This is a genomic window from Klebsiella sp. YJ (assembly GCF_002108615.1).
Taxonomy (GTDB): Bacteria; Pseudomonadota; Gammaproteobacteria; order Enterobacterales; family Enterobacteriaceae; genus Klebsiella; species Klebsiella planticola.
The window spans coordinates 1-17,752 of record NZ_MTEG01000027.1; the positions used below are offsets into that span (position 1 = coordinate 1).

Consider the following 17,752-nt stretch of genomic DNA (forward strand, 5'->3'; position numbering starts at 1 on the left):
GCTCAGTCGAAAGACTGGGCCTTTTGTTTTATCTGTTGTTTGTCGGGAAACGCTCACCGGGAGCAGGACAACATCGCCGGCAACGCTGTTGAACCGCCGGAGGCCGGTCCCGGAGGGGTGAGCATCAGTGATACGACGACGCATGCACCGCGGCCAGCCATCAGTTCAGTAAGAAGCCCGTCCTCACCGACGGGCTTTTTGCGTTTCAACGCGCGTCATAACGCAAATGCAGCAGCGGGTAGGGGCGGCCATGGTCATCATGAGCGGATCGCCCGCTAACCACAAACCCCATATTCGCGTAAAACCCTACCGCCTGCGCGTTCTGCTCATTCACATCGGTTGTGAGTCGGGGGATCAATTCCAGAGCATACATGACTAACTGGCGACCCACGCCCATACCGCGAAAGTCAGGATCAACAAAAAGGGCTTCCAGATGCCGTTCAGACAGCAGCATCAATGCGCAGGGCTTGTCCTCATTCGTGACCGCAACCCATAGCGGCGCCTGAGGAAAAAATGCGCACACCTGCCGCTCAATTTCCCTTCGGTCCTGCGCTGAAAGAAAATGATGCGTTGCATCGACGGAACGACGCCAGATTTCAATCAGTTGTTCGCTCTCATCACTGCGCGAACGTCGAATCACTATATTCATGATATTTCCTTGCGATTAACCGCTGTATTCTATCCTGGAGATGGTTGAAACTTTCTCACCTTCTGCTTGCAGACTCGACATTTTCATTATTCCTGGTTATTGTTAGCTGTCTGGATGTCTAAACGTTTATACGTATGCTATGAGGTAATCAAGTTATGCCGATTCGGGTGCAGGACGAGCTACCAGCCGTCAATTTCTTGCGTAGTGAGAACGTCTTTGTGATGACCACTACGCGTGCAACAACTCAGGAAATTCGTCCGCTGAAGGTACTTATCCTTAACCTGATGCCGAAAAAAATCGAGACGGAGAATCAGTTCCTGCGCCTGCTTTCGAACTCTCCGCTGCAGCTTGATATCCAGCTTCTACGTATCGATGCGCGTGAATCCCGCAATACGCCAAGTGAACACCTGAATAACTTCTACTGTAACTTCGACGATATTTGCGACCAGAACTTTGACGGCCTGATCGTCACCGGCGCCCCGCTGGGGCTGGTTGAATTTAACGATGTTGCCTACTGGCCGCAGATCAAGCAGGTGCTGGAGTGGGCGAAAGATCACGTCACCTCTACGCTTTTTGTCTGTTGGGCGGTACAGGCCGCACTCAATATTCTGTACGGCATTCCTAAGCAGACCCGCGCAGAAAAAATTTCCGGCGTCTATGAGCATCATATTCTGCATCCTCACGCGCTGCTGACCCGCGGTTTTGATGACTCTTTCCTCGCCCCGCACTCTCGCTATGCGGATTTCCCGGCGGCGCTGATTCGCGACTATACCGATTTAGAGATCCTGGCAGAAACGGAAGAGGGTGATGCCTACCTGTTTGCCAGCAAAGATAAGCGAATCGCCTTTGTGACCGGCCACCCGGAATACGACGCCCACACCCTGGCCAGCGAATTTTTCCGCGATGTGGAAGCCGGCCTGAGTCCGGACATTCCGTATAATTATTTTCCGCAAAACGATCCGCAAAACAAACCGCGGGCCACCTGGCGCAGCCATGGAAATCTGCTGTTTGCAAACTGGCTTAACTATTACGTCTACCAGATCACTCCATACGATCTGCGGAATATGAATCCGACTTTGGATTAATCCTCCAGATAACGCGATCCTAAAGCGTTTCAGCATTTTGCCTCTGGCACCTTCGGGTGCCTTTTTTGTTTCCGAAATTCAACTCACGATAAAGAATAACTTTAACTTCAATGTTATCAATATGTTGATTGTATATTAAATTAAAAATGGAAATTGTTTTTGATTTTGTAATTTTATTGAGTAGTCTTAATTGTGTTGAGCGAAAACCAGACAACGATCGTTCACTCGCGCCAACTGGATCAACCAATAGGAGCTACAAAATGACGCAACAGGCGACAATAACTGACGAACTGGCCTTCAGCCGGCCTTATGGCGAGCAGGAAAAGCAGATTTTAACGCCTGAGGCGGTAGAGTTTCTGACGGAACTGGTGAGCCGCTTTACGCCTGAGCGCAATAAACTACTGGCGGCACGTATTCAGCAACAGCAGGCGATTGACGCAGGAAGACTGCCTGATTTTATTTCGGAAACGGATTCCATTAGAAATGGTGACTGGACGATTCGCGGTATTCCCGCCGATTTACAGGATCGTCGGGTGGAAATCACCGGACCGGTAGAGCGCAAAATGGTGATTAACGCCCTCAACGCCAATGTGAAAGTCTTTATGGCAGATTTTGAGGACTCGCTGGCCCCGGACTGGAACAAAGTCATTGATGGCCAGATTAATCTGCGCGATGCGGTGAATGGCACCATCAGCTACACCAATGAATCCGGCAAGATTTACCAGCTGAAGCCCAATCCCGCGGTACTGGTATGCCGCGTGCGCGGCCTGCATCTGCCGGAAAAGCATGTGACGTGGCGCGGCGAGTCGATTCCCGGCAGCCTGTTTGATTTCGCGCTCTATTTTTTTCACAACTACAAAAACCTGCTGGCAAAAGGCAGCGGTCCTTACTTCTACCTGCCGAAAACCCAGGCCTGGCAGGAAGCGGCATGGTGGGGCGATGTCTTTAGCTATACCGAAGACCGGTTTGGACTGCCGCGCGGCACGATTAAGGCCACGCTGTTAATTGAAACCCTGCCAGCGGTGTTCCAGATGGATGAGATTCTGCATGCGCTGCGGGACCATATTGTCGGTCTGAACTGCGGACGCTGGGATTACATTTTCAGCTATATCAAAACATTAAAAAATCATGGCGACCGCGTCTTACCCGACCGTCAGGTTGTCACGATGGATAAGCCGTTCCTCAGCGCCTATTCGCGTCTGTTGATTAAGACCTGCCATAAACGCGGCGCGTTCGCGATGGGGGGAATGGCGGCGTTTATCCCCAGCAAAGATGCCGACCGTAACCGCCAGGTCCTCGCCAAAGTTACCGCAGATAAAGAGCTGGAAGCGAAAAATGGCCACGACGGCACCTGGATCGCGCATCCGGGGCTGGCGGATACCGCCATGGCCGTCTTCAACCAGGTCCTGGGCGAACGCCCTAACCAGCTGTTCGTCAGCCGGGAAGACGATGCGCCGATAACCGCCGACCAGCTGCTGGCGCCCTGTGAGGGCGAACGTACGGAGGCGGGGATGCGCGCCAATATTCGTGTTGCGGTGCAGTATATCGAAGCCTGGATCTCCGGTAATGGCTGCGTCCCGATTTACGGTCTGATGGAAGATGCGGCGACCGCCGAAATTTCGCGGACCTCCATCTGGCAATGGATTCACCATCAGAAAACCCTCAGTGACGGCACGCCGGTCACCAAGACGCTGTTTCGTCAGTGGTTAGCGGAAGAGCTGATGGTCATTCAGGACGAGCTCGGCGAACACCGCTACAGCAGCGGACGTTTTGACGATGCCGCACGCCTGATGGAACAGATCACCACCTCAGAGGAGTTAATCGACTTCCTGACGCTGCCGGGCTACCGCCTGCTGGCGTAACCAGCGGGCAACTTGGTTTGTCTTTTTGGCCGCGGCCAAACTGCTTTCACCGATAACACCTGGGAAGCCAGGAGAAAATAAATGGAGCATCTGCACATGAAAACCCGTACCCAACAAATCGAAGAATTAAACAAAGAGTGGACACAACCGCGTTGGGAAGGCATTACCCGCCCCTATAGCGCTGAGGACGTGGTGAAATTGCGTGGCTCAGTCAATCCGGAATGCACGCTGGCGCAGCTTGGCGCGGCCAAAATGTGGCGGCTGCTGCATGGCGAAGCGAAAAAAGGCTACATCAACAGCCTCGGCGCGCTGACCGGCGGGCAGGCATTGCAGCAGGCGAAAGCCGGGATTGAGGCGATTTATCTCTCCGGCTGGCAGGTGGCGGCGGACGCCAACCTCGCCTCCAGCATGTACCCGGATCAATCGCTGTATCCTGCAAACTCGGTACCTGCGGTGGTCGATCGGATCAACAACACCTTCCGTCGCGCGGATCAGATCCAGTGGTCGGCGGGGATTGAACCGGGCGATCCGCGCTATACCGACTATTTTCTGCCGATCGTGGCGGATGCCGAAGCGGGTTTTGGCGGTGTGCTTAACGCGTTCGAGCTGATGAAATCGATGATTGAGGCCGGTGCAGCGGCCGTTCATTTTGAAGATCAGCTGGCTTCGGTGAAGAAGTGCGGCCATATGGGCGGCAAAGTGCTGGTGCCGACGCAGGAAGCCATTCAGAAACTGGTCGCGGCGCGCTTGGCCGCGGACGTGACGGGCGTACCGACGCTGGTGATTGCGCGAACGGATGCCGATGCTGCCGATCTGATTACGTCTGATTGCGATCCGTACGATCGCGAGTTTGTCACCGGCGAACGCACCAGCGAAGGATTTTTCCGTACTCATGCCGGTATCGAACAAGCAATCAGTCGCGGTCTGGCCTATGCGCCGTACGCGGACCTGGTGTGGTGTGAAACTTCGAAACCCGATCTGGAGCAGGCGCGCCGCTTTGCCGAGGCGATTCACGCGCGTTTCCCGGGCAAACTGCTGGCCTACAACTGTTCGCCGTCGTTCAACTGGAAGAAAAATCTTGATGACAACACCATCGCTCACTTCCAGCAGTCGCTGTCTGATATGGGTTACAAATACCAGTTCATCACGCTGGCGGGGATCCACAGCATGTGGTTCAACATGTTCGACCTGGCCCATGCCTATGCGCAGGGCGAAGGCATGAAGCACTACGTTGAGAAAGTGCAGCAGCCAGAGTTTGCCGCGGCTAAAGATGGCTACACCTTTGTCTCTCATCAGCAGGAAGTGGGCACCGGCTACTTTGATAAAGTGACCACTATTATCCAGGGCGGGGCTTCCTCGGTAACGGCGTTGACCGGTTCAACGGAAGAAGAGCAGTTCTGATTGCTGCCCGGTGGCGCTGCGCTTACCGGGCCTACGAAAGCGGTAGGCCGGATAAGCGAACGCGCCATCCGGCATGAGCGGATGCCGGATGGGGAAAAGCGATGACGCGTGGCCTGGAATTATTGATTGCACAAACGATTTTACAGGGCTTCGACGCGCAGTACGGGCGTTTTCTGGAAGTGACTTCAGGCGCGCAGCAGCGGTTTGAACATGCCGACTGGCATGCGGTTCAGCAGGCCATGAAGCAGCGAATTCACCTTTATGATCATCACGTCGGGCTGGTGGTGGAACAGCTGCGCTGTATTACCGAAGGTAAAAGCACCGACGTGGATTTTTTACTGCGGGTGAAAGAGCAGTACACGCACCTGCTGCCGGATTACCCTCGCTTTGAGATTGCGGAGAGCTTTTTTAATTCTGTCTATTGCCGGTTGTTTGACCACCGCTCGCTGACACCCGAGCGGCTTTTTATTTTCAGTTCTCAGCCGGAGCGCAGCTTTCGTTCCCTGCCACGACCGCTGGCGAAAAACTTCTTTCCCGATCGCGGCTGGGAGACGCTGTTAAGCAAGGTTCTCACCGACTTACCCCTGCGTCTGCCGTGGCAAAACAAGGCGCGCGACATCGGCTACATTAGCGCCAGCCTGCAGGAGGCGCTGGGAAGCGAGATGTTATCCCGCTCCCACTTGCAGATCGCGAACGAACTCTTTTACCGCAATAAAGCCGCCTGGCTGGTGGGTAAGCTGGTTACGCCGGTGGCAACCCTGCCGTTTTTGCTGCCAGTCCATCGCAGCGAGGAGGGCGAACTGTTTATTGATACCTGTCTGACGACTCACGCCGAAGCCAGCATCGTGTTTGGCTTCGCCCGTTCTTATTTTATGGTCTACGCGCCGCTGCCCGGTGCGCTGGTGGAATGGCTGCGCGACATTCTGCCGGGTAAAACTACCGCCGAACTGTATATGGCGATTGGCTGTCAGAAGCATGCGAAGACGGAAAGCTATCGCGAATACCTGCACTATATTGCCCGCAGCGATGAGCAGTTTATTGAGGCGCCGGGCATCCGCGGCATGGTGATGCTGGTCTTTACTCTGCCGGGATTTGACCGGGTATTTAAGGTGATCAAAGACCGCTTTGCGCCGCAAAAGGAGATGACCGCGGCCCACGTCCGCGCCTGCTATCAGCTGGTAAAAGAACATGACCGCGTCGGGAGAATGGCCGATACCCAGGAGTTTGAAAACTTCGTGCTGGAAAAACGGCAGATTGCCCCGGCGCTGATGGCATTACTGCAGACGGAAGCCGGCGCAAAAATCACCGATCTAGGCGATCGCATTGTCATCAGCCATCTCTATATCGAACGCCGGATGGTCCCGCTGAATATCTGGCTGGAGCAGGTGAGTGGCCAGGCGCTGCGCGATGCGGTGGAGGAGTATGGCAACGCGATTCGCCAGCTTGCCGCCGCCAATATTTTCCCCGGCGATATGCTGTTTAAAAATTTCGGCGTGACCCGCCATGGCCGGGTGGTGTTCTATGATTACGATGAAATTTGCTACATGACCGAAGTGAATTTCCGCGACATTCCGCCGCCGCGCTATCCGGAAGATGAGCTGGCGAGCGAACCGTGGTACAGCGTGTCGCCGGGAGATGTCTTCCCGGAAGAGTTTCGCCACTGGCTGTGCGCTGATCCGCGTATCGGGCCGCTGCTTGAAGAGATGCACGCCGATCTGCTGCGGGCAGACTACTGGCGAGAGCTGCAGACGCGCATTCGTCACGGCCATGTAGAGGATGTCTATGCCTATCGGCGCCGTCAGCGTTTTTGCGTGCGCTACGGCGCGTTGCAGCAGGCGGGGTAGGCGTGCTGTTCAGGCCGCCTCGATCACGGCAAACTCTTCGTACACCAGCTCCATATCCGGCGCCCAGCTGCCCTCTCGTTCAAAGAAGGCCCGATGTGCCGATTGCCAGTAACCCAGGCTCAAATCGCCTTCGCCTTCCAGCGCGGCGAGCTCCGGGCTCATTTCGTTAAAACGGATGAGCCTGAGCGCCAGGGTACGTATCACACATACCGCTTTTCCTTTGCCGTCCAGCACAATGTGGTATGCCCCTGGCGTCACGGGCGGCTGCTCTTGCTGATAGCTGACAAGCGAGCCGCAGGTGCCTCGCTTTTTCCCCGCGACGACCAGGGCCGCCAGTTCGTCGGCCAGCTCAGGTGAATCGCCGAAAGACCAGCAGAAAGCAGAAGGGTATTTATCCTGCCAGTATGACTTCAGATCGCTCATTTATCGCATGCCGCCGTAGGCCAGCGTCACTTCTTTCGCCGCTTTAATCACCAGCGCCCCCAGTTCGGTGACGCGATCGTCGGTCATCCGGGAAATCGGCCCGGAAATAGAGATAGCGGCAAACGGTTCGCGGTGTTCGTCATAAATACAGGAGGCGACGCAGCGTAAACCGAGGGCATGTTCTTCATCATCAAATGAGTAGCCGCGCTTGCGCGTCTGGGCTAAATCCTCTTTCAGATGGACCGGGGAGACCAGCGTGGCGTGAGTATAAGCATGCAGCCCTTTGCGATGCAGCAGACCGGTGACCTGCTCTTCGCTGAGCTGTGACAGGAATGCTTTACCCGCGCCGGAGGCGTGCATCGGGAGCTTGCCGCCAATCGGCGCCGACATGCGCATCAGCTGCGTACACTGCACCTGATCAATAATAATCGCCTGGTGATCGCTTTGATCCAGCACCGCCAGATTGACGGTTTCACCGGAGTCTTCCATCAGCTGGCGCAGGATCGGGTGGACGATTGCCAGCAGGTTGCGGCTTTGCAGGAAGCTGCTGCCGACTACAAAGGCGTGTGCGCCCACGGACCAGTGGCCCAGCTCACCCACCTGGCGGACAAAGCCCAGCTGCTGCATGGTCGTCAGCAGACGATGGGTGGTGGAGTTGGGCAGCCCGGCCTGCTGGGCCAGTTCAGTCAGCGCCACGCTGCTGTGAGACTCAGCAATCCATTCAAGCAATTTTAATCCACGGGTGAGCGACTGAACCTGGCCGCCAGCCTGGGGGGCGGCGGGCGTCGCGGGTTTTCTGCCGCGCTTAGCGGGAACGGGAGTGGCCATCGCAGATTCCTTTTTTCTGTATCGTGGAAATAGTTTTCATTTTATTTTTCGGATTTGCAATCACAACCGGACTGATCGGAGGAGTGAAGCTGAACATGTCTCATATTGCCCGTCGTTCTCTTTTCCGCTCTGGTGCTTTATGCCAGTATGGTCCGTTGAGTTTTTTCGGTCTGGTTGAGCGTTGTCGGGAGCGAGTGTGAGCAGCAAAGTTGAACAACTGCATCAGCAGTTAAAAAAACGTATTTTGGTTCTGGATGGGGGCATGGGCACCATGATCCAGGGCTATCGTCTGAGTGAAGAGGACTTCCGCGGCGAACGCTTTGCCGACTGGCCATGCGATCTGAAAGGCAATAACGATCTGCTGGTGCTCAGTAAGCCGGATGTGATAACCGCTATCCATGACGCCTACTTTGAGGCGGGGGCGGATATCATTGAAACCAACACCTTTAACTCGACCACTATCGCGATGGCGGATTACCAGATGGAATCCCTGTCGGCGGAAATCAACTTTGTCGCGGCAAAGCTGGCGCGCGCCTGCGCCGATGAGTGGACTTCCCGCACGCCGGAAAAACCGCGCTACGTCGCGGGCGTGCTCGGCCCGACCAACCGCACCGCCTCTATTTCCCCTGATGTTAACGATCCAGCCTACCGCAATATTACCTTTGATGGGCTGGTGGAGGCTTACCGCGAGTCCACCAAAGCGCTGGTGGAAGGGGGCGTTGACCTGATTCTGATCGAGACCGTGTTCGATACCCTGAATGCCAAAGCGGCGATCTTCGCCGTGAAAGAGGAGTTTGAGGCGCTGGGCGTTGAACTGCCGATCATGATCTCCGGTACCATCACCGACGCCTCCGGGCGTACGCTCTCCGGGCAAACCACCGAAGCCTTTTATAACTCCCTGCGTCATGCCGATGCGCTCACCTTCGGCCTGAACTGCGCGCTGGGGCCAGATGAGCTGCGCCAGTACGTGCAGGAGCTGTCGCGCATTGCCGAATGCTATGTCACTGCGCACCCCAATGCCGGGCTGCCGAACGCCTTTGGTGAATACGATTTGGACGCTGACACCATGGCGGCGCAGATTCGCGAATGGGCGGAATCGGGTTTCCTGAACATCGTCGGCGGCTGCTGCGGCACTACGCCGGAACATATCGCCGCCATGACGCGCGCCGTTACGGGCCTCGCGCCGCGCGCGCTGCCGGAGATCCCGGTCGCCTGCCGTCTGGCCGGCCTGGAACCGCTGAATATCGGCGACGACAGCCTGTTTGTTAACGTCGGTGAGCGGACCAACGTGACCGGCTCAGCCAAATTCAAGCGCCTGATTAAAGAAGAAAAATATAACGAAGCGCTGGACGTTGCCCGCCAGCAGGTGGAAAGCGGCGCGCAGATTATCGATATCAACATGGATGAGGGGATGCTCGACGCGGAAGCGGCGATGGTGCGTTTCCTTAATCTGATCGCCGGCGAGCCCGACATTGCCCGGGTGCCGATTATGATCGACTCCTCGAAATGGGATGTCATCGAAAAGGGTCTGAAATGTATTCAGGGCAAAGGTATCGTCAACTCCATCTCAATGAAAGAGGGCGTAGAGGCCTTCGTTGAGCATGCGAAGAAGGTGCGTCGCTACGGTGCTGCCGTGGTGGTGATGGCCTTTGATGAAATGGGCCAGGCCGATACCCGGGCGCGGAAAATTGAAATTTGCCGCCGGGCATACAAGATTCTGACCGAAGAGGTGGGATTCCCGCCGGAAGATATTATTTTTGACCCCAATATCTTCGCTGTCGCCACCGGTATTGAAGAACACAACAACTATGCGCAGGACTTTATCGGCGCCTGTGAAGACATTAAACGCGAACTGCCCCACGCGCTGATTTCCGGCGGCGTCTCAAACGTCTCCTTCTCGTTCCGCGGCAACGATCCGGTTCGCGAAGCGATTCACGCCGTCTTCCTCTACTACGCCATCCGTAACGGCATGGATATGGGGATCGTTAACGCCGGTCAGCTGGCGATTTATGACGATCTGCCGGCTGAGCTGCGCGATGCCGTCGAAGACGTGATCCTTAACCGTCATGCTGACGGCACCGAGCGTCTGCTGGAGCTGGCGGAAAAATACCGCGGCAGCAAAACGGACGACTCCGCCAACGCCCAGCAGGCGGAATGGCGCAGCTGGGACGTGAAAAAACGGCTTGAATACTCGCTGGTAAAAGGCATTACCGAGTTTATCGAGCTGGATACCGAAGAGGCGCGCCAGCAGGCCGCTCGGCCGATAGAAGTGATCGAAGGCCCGCTGATGGACGGGATGAACGTGGTCGGCGACCTGTTCGGCGAAGGTAAAATGTTCCTGCCGCAGGTGGTGAAGTCGGCCCGGGTGATGAAACAGGCGGTCGCCTATCTGGAGCCGTATATTGAAGCCAGCAAGGAAAAGGGCTCCAGCAACGGCAAGATGGTTATTGCGACCGTGAAAGGCGACGTCCACGACATCGGTAAAAATATCGTTGGCGTGGTGCTGCAGTGCAATAACTACGAAATTATCGATCTTGGCGTGATGGTGCCGGCGGATAAAATCCTCAAAACCGCCCGCGAAGTGAATGCCGACCTGATTGGCCTCTCCGGGCTGATTACCCCGTCGCTGGACGAGATGGTTAACGTGGCGAAAGAGATGGAACGCCAGGGCTTTACCATTCCGCTGCTGATTGGCGGGGCCACGACGTCGAAGGCCCATACGGCGGTCAAAATCGAGCAGAACTACAGCGGCCCGACGGTCTATGTTCAGAACGCCTCGCGCACCGTGGGCGTGGTCTCGGCTCTGCTCTCCGACACACAGCACGATGATTTTGTTGCGCGCACGCGTCGCGAGTATGAAACCGTGCGTATCCAGCACGCTCGCAAGAAACCACGCACGCCGCCGGTGACCCTGGCTGCCGCTCGTGAGAACGATCTGGCCTTTGACTGGGCCAGCTACACGCCACCGGTTGCCCATCGTCTGGGCGTGCAGAGCGTGGAAGCCAGCATCGAAACCCTGCGCAACTACATCGACTGGACGCCATTCTTTATGACCTGGTCGCTGGCCGGGAAGTATCCACGCATTCTGGAAGACGAGGTAGTCGGCGAAGAGGCGAAGCGGTTGTTCCACGATGCTAACGAGATGCTGGATAAACTGAGCGCAGAGAAGACGCTGAATCCGCGCGGCGTGGTGGGGTTATTCCCGGCCAACCGGGTGGGGGATGACATTGAAATCTACCGCGATGAAACCCGTACCCATGTGCTGACGGTCAGCCACCATCTGCGTCAGCAGACGGAGAAAGTCGGCTTTGCCAACTACTGCCTTGCCGATTTTGTGGCGCCGAAGCTCAGCGGCAAAGCTGACTACCTCGGCGCATTTGCGGTGACCGGCGGGCTGGAAGAGGACGCGCTGGCGGAAGCGTTTGATGCGCAGCACGATGATTACAACAAGATTATGGTCAAAGCCATCGCCGACCGTCTGGCGGAAGCGTTTGCCGAATACCTGCATGAACGCGTGCGTAAGGTCTACTGGGGCTATGCGGCGAATGAGAACCTCAGTAACGAGGAGCTGATCCGCGAAAACTACCAGGGGATTCGTCCCGCGCCGGGCTACCCGGCCTGTCCGGAGCACACGGAAAAAGCGGTGATCTGGGAACTGCTGGATGTCGAGGCGCATACCGGTATGAAGCTGACCGAGTCGTTCGCCATGTGGCCGGGCGCATCGGTTTCCGGCTGGTACTTCAGCCATCCGGACAGCAAGTATTACGCGGTGGCGCAAATTCAGCGCGATCAGGTGGAAGATTATGCCCAGCGGAAAGGGATGACGCCTGCGGAAGTTGAACGCTGGCTGGCGCCAAACCTGGGATATGACGCGGACTAGAACGCGACCGGTCACAAATCCGTCATCTTAGCTTACAACTTACAGGGCGCCATCAGGGCGCCCTGTCTCTTTATTGTGGTTAAACCCTTATACTGGAGTATTGATCCACAACGGCCGGCATCGCCTGATATCGCTCCGGACGATATCGCCCGGATAAGCCCGGCGCGTTCAGGACGGGTTATCGGTATATATCCGTCGGGTAATAAGGAGAATAAGAATCCGTGTTAACTCTGCTGCATCTGCTGTCTGCTGTTGCCCTGCTGGTCTGGGGCACCCACATCGTTCGTACCGGCGTGATGCGCGTATTTGGCGCGCGCCTGCGTTCCGTCCTCAGTAGTAGCGTTGAGAAAAAACCGCTCGCCTTCTGCGCGGGGATTGGCGTCACGGCTCTGGTCCAGAGCAGTAATGCCACCACCATGCTGGTGACCTCATTTGTCGCTCAGGATCTGGTCGCGCTGACGCCTGCGCTGGTGATTGTGCTGGGGGCCGATGTGGGGACCGCATTGATGGCGAGGGTGCTGACCTTCGATCTGTCGTGGCTGTCGCCGCTGCTGATTTTTATCGGCGTGATTTTTTTCCTCGGACGCAAACAAACGCGTGCCGGCCAGCTCGGACGGGTGGGGATCGGCCTGGGGCTGATTCTGCTAGCGCTGGAACTGATTGTGCAGGCGGTTCATCCCATCACCCAGGCAAATGGCGTGCAGGTGATTTTCGCCTCGCTGACCGGCGACATTATGCTCGACGCGCTGATTGGCGCCATGTTTGCCATCATCAGCTACTCCAGCCTGGCGGCCGTGCTGTTAACGGCAACCCTGACTTCCACCGGGGTGATTTCGTTTCCGGTGGCGCTGTGCCTGGTGATTGGCGCCAACCTCGGTTCGGGGATTCTGGCGATGATCAACAACAGCGCCGCCAACGCTTCTGCGCGCCGCGTGGCGCTCGGCAGTCTGTTGTTCAAGCTGGTGGGGAGTCTGATTATTCTGCCGTTTGTGCATGTGCTGGCCAATGCGATGCACCGTATGCCGCTGCCGGAATCGGAACTGGTTATCTACTTCCACGTCTTCTACAACCTGATTCGCTGCGTGGCGATGGTGCCCTTTGCCGAGCCCATGGCCAGACTCTGCAAACGGATGATTCGTGAGGATCCCGAGCAGGACCTCCACCTCAAACCAAAACATCTGGATACCACGGCGCTGGATACGCCGGCGCTGGCGTTGGCGAATGCCGCACGCGAAACGTTGCGCATTGGCGACGCGATGGAGCAGATGCTCGAGGGGCTGCACAAGGTGATGCACGGCGAGCCGCGGGAGGAGAAAGAGTTGCGCAGGCTGGCGGACGATATCAACGTGCTCTACACCGCGATCAAGCTCTATCTGGCCCGCATGCCGAAAGATGAGCTGGCCGAAGAAGAGTCCCGCCGCTGGGCGGAGATCATCGAAATGGCGCTCAATCTGGAGCAGGCTTCCGATATCGTCGAGAGAATGGGCAGCGAAATCGCCGATAAATCGCTGGCGGCGCGCCGCGCCTTTTCGGTGGAAGGGCTGAAGGAGCTGGACGGGCTGTACGAGCAGCTGCTCAGCAACCTACAACTGGCGATGTCGGTCTTTTTCTCCAGCGATGTCCCGAGCGCCCGACGCCTGCGCCGCAACAAGCATCGTTTCCGCATCCTGAACCGCCGCTACTCGCACGCGCACGTCGACCGTCTGCACCAGCAAAACGTGCAGAGTATCGAGACCAGCTCGCTGCATCTGGGGTTACTGGGGGATATGAAACGCCTGAACTCGTTGTTCTGCTCGGTGGCTTATAGCGTGATGGAGCAGCCGGATGAAGATGACGATCGGGATGAATACTAAGTCGTTTTCCTGCCGTCGGCGGATTAACCGGTCACGGGGGCGATATCCCGGCGACGACGCTGACGCCGCAAGCCGGGAACCGTCATCTTAAAAGCGGTGACCGGCCTGCAGAGGCACCGCTTCCTCACCGGCTTTAAACAGCAGCGTCGGGTTCGGGCCGCCGAGGGTGGCCTGCCCCTGTGTCACCTGAATCCAGTTGCCTTCCGGTAGGCCGACGATCGTCAGCTCCGGGGCCACGACCAGCAGTTCGCGAATACGCTGCTCACGGGTTTCGCCCTGATGTCCTTCCGGCAGCGCGTTGGTAAAGTGCGGGTTAATCTGCAGCGGGAACAGCCCCAGCGCGTCAAAACCCTGCGGATCGACAATCGGCATATCGTTGGTGGTGCGGATGGTCGGGCAGGCGAGATTTGCGCCCGCGCTCCAGCCGATGTACAGCGCGCCACGCTTCACAACGTCCACAACTGGCGCCAAAAGCCCGCGTCCACGGCACTCTTTCAGCAGCTGAAAAGTATTGCCGCCGCCGACAATCACCACTTCAGCGGCGGCAATCGCCGCCACCGGGTCGGCGACGCGGTGAATACCGGTGACGGAAACGCCAAGCGGGGCGAGCACCCCGGCGGCTTTGGCCGTGTAGTCATCCCAGGTTTGCGTCACCCCGGCAAAGGGGATAAACACCGCGGAACGGCGTCCATTTAGCTGTCCGGCAATCAGCGGCAGCGCATGTTCCAGCCATGCTTTGCCGGGTAGCGACGAGTTACTCAATAACAGCAGTTCCATCTTTTCTCCATTTAGCCAGGTTACAGAGTCGCAGGCGATCCTACCACCGGTTGCCCGCAGGCTCACTGATATGGCTCACGATGTTGCAAGGTGGCGGCGCGACACCGGGTCTCTTGCTGTTGTGACGAGTGAGAAGAGGGGAACGGTGAAGGGGAGGCAAAGAGTATGAAACCAGGACACCGGGTAAGAGCGCCCTCCCTGGCGCTCAGGCTTACCCCGCGCGCGCAAATGCCGCAGCCTCGTTGACGAGATCGGCATCCGGACGTACGCCGGTATAAAGCGCGAATTGTTCCACCGCCTGCAGCGCAATCACCTCCGCGCCGCTGATAATCTGCTTATCCAGCCTCTGCGCCAGACGAATCAGCGGTGTTTGCGACGGCAGGGCCACCACGTCGAACACGACCTGAGCCTGCCCAACCATCGACTGGCTGAATGCCAGGGTGTCGCTTTGCGTACCGCCGGCCATGCCGAGCGGTGTGACGTTGACCAGAATATCGGCCCTGCTCCCTTCAGGCTGCGGCTGCCACTGAAAACCGTACTGTTTCGCCAGCGCCAGGCCGCTGTCGCGATTGCGGGCGGCGATAACCACATCGCGAAAACCGGCGTCGCGAAAGGCGGCGATAACCGCTTTCCCCATGCCGCCGCTACCCTGAATCATCACGCTGGCATGGGTATCCAGCTGGTGGCTGTCGATCAGGCTCTTCACCGCGATATAGTCGGTGTTGAGTCCGGTCAATCTGCCGTTGTCGTTAACGATGGTATTGACGGAATCAATTACCCTGGCCGAAGGATCGATGGCGTCAAGGAAGGGCATGCAGCTCTCTTTAAACGGCATCGAGACCGCGCAACCGCGAATCCCCAGCGCCCGTACCCCTCCCACTGCGGCGGCGATATCCTGCGTGGTAAAGGCTTTATAGATAAAATTCAGCCCCAGCTTCTCATACAGATAGTTGTGAAAACGGGTACCGAAGTTGCCTGGCCGGCCGGCCAGCGACATGCAGAGCTGAGTTTCGCGATTAATCATGAGCAATGTCCGGTGCGTGGGCCAGCAGGTACCGTTCCGCTTCGGCGGACCAGATCCCGTGATGACGCGCCATAATGGCCGCCAGTTCAGGGTCAGCAATGGCGCCAAGAGGGGTCAGGGGAAGTGATTTTTCGGTATACACCAGCTTTTTACCGCCGCCGACGGCCGGTAAATCGAGGGTAGTTTCACCCGCCGCATTGAGTCCGAGAATATGGGTCACCACTTTCGCCGCCTGGACTTTTTTCGCCTGCATCAGCGCCACGGCGGCCCGCATATCGTCAGTATTGCCGCCGGAAGTACCGACGTAATGCGTAAAGGCATAATGCACGTCGTAAAAGTTTATCGGAGCGCTGAACTGCTTATCCTGCGGGCCGGCAAAGAAGTTCAGACAGCCGTCGGGGGCCAGCAGCGAAGAGGCCATGGTAATCAGCTCCTCTTTCGGCACGAAGACGAAAATATCGTCAAAGCCGTGGCCGCCGCTCAGCGCCATCAGCGTCTCGCGTCCGGCATCGTGCCCGTCGAGGTAATGGATCAGCGTTTGCGGTTCTGACGGATAATGCTGGCGGGCATAGCTCAGCTTCGGTTTGTTGGTATCGGTCACCACCAACAGGGAAGGGTTGACCGGCCCATGCAGGGCGTAGTCGATCGCCAGCAGCCCCATGGGGCCGGTACCGCCGAGGATCAGCGTGCGGCCCTGAGGTCGGATCCCCATCACATGGTTATAGCTCCCTTCCTGCAGATGATAGTTGGCGTTGAATGCACCGATCACGCAGGAGAGCGGTTCGACCAGCGAGCCTTCAAACCAGGTATCGCCTTCCCAGGTGAGCAGACAATCTTGCGTCATGACCTCATCCGGGATCACCACGTGAGTCGCTTCGCCACCGATCCACGGGAAGGAGTAGCCGGGGCAATCGGGGCGATCCGGCAGCTGCAGGTTGGCCTGAATCACATAGCGCTGACCGGCCTGGAATTTATGCTGCCACTTTTTCCCGACCGCGAGGATTTCACCGCAGAATTCATGGCCGATAATGATCGGGTTCACCGCCACGTCGTCCGGCACCTTTTTATGGTTTTCCCCCTGGTTGGCCTCTTTCCAGGAAGAGAGGCACAGGCTATCGGTGACCACGCGGGCCAGGATCTCGTCATCCTGCATTTCCGGGAGTGCAAAGGTTTCCAGACGCAGGTCGCGTTTACCGTAAAGGCGTAGAGCTGTCGTTTTCATGTTTACCACCTCATCCCCTTTTACTACGGGGTTAGCTTATTGAAGTGGCCCCGGTGCGACCGGGGCCGAATAATCAGGACAAGAAGCCCAGCGCGTTACCGATAATCCCCAGACCAAACAGGGCAAAGATCAGCCATACCGGGTTAACTTTTTTATTGAGCAGACGCACCATCAGCAGCGTCAGGCCCAGCGCCAGCAGGCCGGGACAAAGCTGGTCGAGGATGTTTTGTACGGTCATGGTGACGGTGGTGCCGTCGGCGCCTGGCGTTTGCGACACCACCAACGGCACGTGGATGGAGGTCCACCTGGTGACCAGCACGCCCATCACGAAGAGACCCAAAATAGAGGCCCCTTCGGTCAGTTTTTGCAGCAGGTTACCGCCCATATCGCTGACGATATTGACCCCCTTACGGAAACCGAGCTGCAGGCCGTACCATTTCATTGCCAGGCGGACTGCATTGAAAATAAAGAAAAAGAGAAGTGGCCCAAGAAGATTCCCGGAGAGCGCGAGCGACGCGCCGAGCGCCGCGGTAATCGGGCGTAACGTGCCCCAGACCAGCGGATCGCCGACCCCGGCCAGCGGCCCCATCAGGCCAACTTTGATGCCGTTAATCGCCCCATCGTCGATAGCCGCGCCGTTGGCTCGCGCTTCCTCCATCGCCGCCGTTACGCCCAGCACCGGGCCGCAGACGGCGGGGGTGGTATTGAAGAACACCAGATGGCGTTTTAGCGCCGCCACCTGATCCTCTTTTAGCGGATAGAGACGCTTGATCGCCGGGATCATGTCGTAGCAAAAGCCGAGACCATGAATACGTTCAAAGTTGAAGGAGGCCTGCTGCAGGTTGGAGCGCAGAAAGATGTTAACCAGGTCGCCTTGGGTGAGTTTTTTCGGTTCCATAACGGG

Annotated in this window: 13 protein-coding genes; 6 read left to right on the top strand and 7 right to left on the bottom strand. The window is 57.3% G+C overall.

The window, feature by feature from the left end:
• Positions 1-205: 205 nt before the first annotated feature.
• On the bottom strand, positions 206-649 hold the full coding sequence (locus tag BV390_RS23575; RefSeq protein ID WP_032698403.1) for an acetyltransferase: 444 nt from the start codon (positions 647-649) through the stop codon (positions 206-208).
• Between the two features lie 155 nt (positions 650-804).
• Between BV390_RS23575 and metA the strand changes: the two genes are divergently transcribed.
• From metA to aceK, 4 genes are all read left to right on the top strand, one after another.
• A complete protein-coding gene (metA, locus tag BV390_RS23580) occupies positions 805-1,734 on the top strand; it encodes a homoserine O-acetyltransferase MetA (protein ID WP_032689974.1) in 930 nt (309 codons plus the stop codon).
• A gap of 260 nt (positions 1,735-1,994) precedes the next feature.
• Entirely contained in the window at positions 1,995-3,596 is a 1,602-nt protein-coding gene (gene aceB / locus BV390_RS23585; protein WP_032689973.1) for a malate synthase A, read from the top strand.
• 96 nt (positions 3,597-3,692) lie between these two features.
• Entirely contained in the window at positions 3,693-4,997 is a 1,305-nt protein-coding gene (gene aceA, locus BV390_RS23590; protein ID WP_032689983.1) for an isocitrate lyase, read from the top strand.
• Between the two features lie 101 nt (positions 4,998-5,098).
• Positions 5,099-6,841 (top strand): bifunctional isocitrate dehydrogenase kinase/phosphatase, encoded by a 1,743-nt coding sequence (gene aceK, locus BV390_RS23595; RefSeq protein ID WP_046853257.1) that lies wholly within the window; start codon positions 5,099-5,101, stop codon positions 6,839-6,841.
• A 9-nt stretch (positions 6,842-6,850) separates the two neighbouring features.
• On the opposite strand, the gene BV390_RS23600 is transcribed toward aceK, so the two are convergent.
• On the bottom strand, positions 6,851-7,255 hold the full coding sequence (locus BV390_RS23600) for an ASCH domain-containing protein (RefSeq protein WP_139156012.1): 405 nt from the start codon (positions 7,253-7,255) through the stop codon (positions 6,851-6,853).
• Between the two features lie 9 nt (positions 7,256-7,264).
• A complete protein-coding gene (gene iclR / locus BV390_RS23605; protein ID WP_032689970.1) occupies positions 7,265-8,092 on the bottom strand; it encodes a glyoxylate bypass operon transcriptional repressor IclR in 828 nt (275 codons plus the stop codon).
• 196 nt (positions 8,093-8,288) lie between these two features.
• Here iclR and metH point away from each other — a divergent pair, with 196 nt between their 5' ends.
• Together metH and BV390_RS23615 are read left to right on the top strand one after the other, a co-directional pair.
• Positions 8,289-11,972 (top strand): methionine synthase, encoded by a 3,684-nt coding sequence (gene metH, locus BV390_RS23610; RefSeq protein WP_032698396.1) that lies wholly within the window; start codon positions 8,289-8,291, stop codon positions 11,970-11,972.
• A gap of 221 nt (positions 11,973-12,193) precedes the next feature.
• Positions 12,194-13,825: a Na/Pi cotransporter family protein gene (locus BV390_RS23615; RefSeq protein WP_032689968.1), complete on the top strand. Its 1,632-nt coding sequence runs from the start codon at positions 12,194-12,196 to the stop codon at positions 13,823-13,825.
• 87 nt (positions 13,826-13,912) lie between these two features.
• Here BV390_RS23615 and pepE read toward each other — a convergent pair whose 3' ends face one another.
• From pepE to BV390_RS23635, 4 genes are all read right to left on the bottom strand, one after another.
• On the bottom strand, positions 13,913-14,602 hold the full coding sequence (gene pepE / locus BV390_RS23620; RefSeq protein ID WP_049268289.1) for a dipeptidase PepE: 690 nt from the start codon (positions 14,600-14,602) through the stop codon (positions 13,913-13,915).
• 211 nt (positions 14,603-14,813) lie between these two features.
• On the bottom strand, positions 14,814-15,626 hold the full coding sequence (locus tag BV390_RS23625) for a shikimate 5-dehydrogenase (RefSeq protein WP_085397420.1): 813 nt from the start codon (positions 15,624-15,626) through the stop codon (positions 14,814-14,816).
• Positions 15,619-16,848, bottom strand: coding sequence for an L-sorbose 1-phosphate reductase (gene sorE, locus BV390_RS23630; RefSeq protein ID WP_032689964.1), 1,230 nt, complete (start codon positions 16,846-16,848; stop codon positions 15,619-15,621). Before sorE ends, BV390_RS23625 begins: the two co-directional genes overlap by 8 nt.
• A 73-nt stretch (positions 16,849-16,921) precedes the next feature.
• Positions 16,922-17,746: a PTS system mannose/fructose/sorbose family transporter subunit IID gene (locus BV390_RS23635; RefSeq protein ID WP_032698395.1), complete on the bottom strand. Its 825-nt coding sequence runs from the start codon at positions 17,744-17,746 to the stop codon at positions 16,922-16,924.
• Positions 17,747-17,752: the final 6 nt, after the last annotated feature.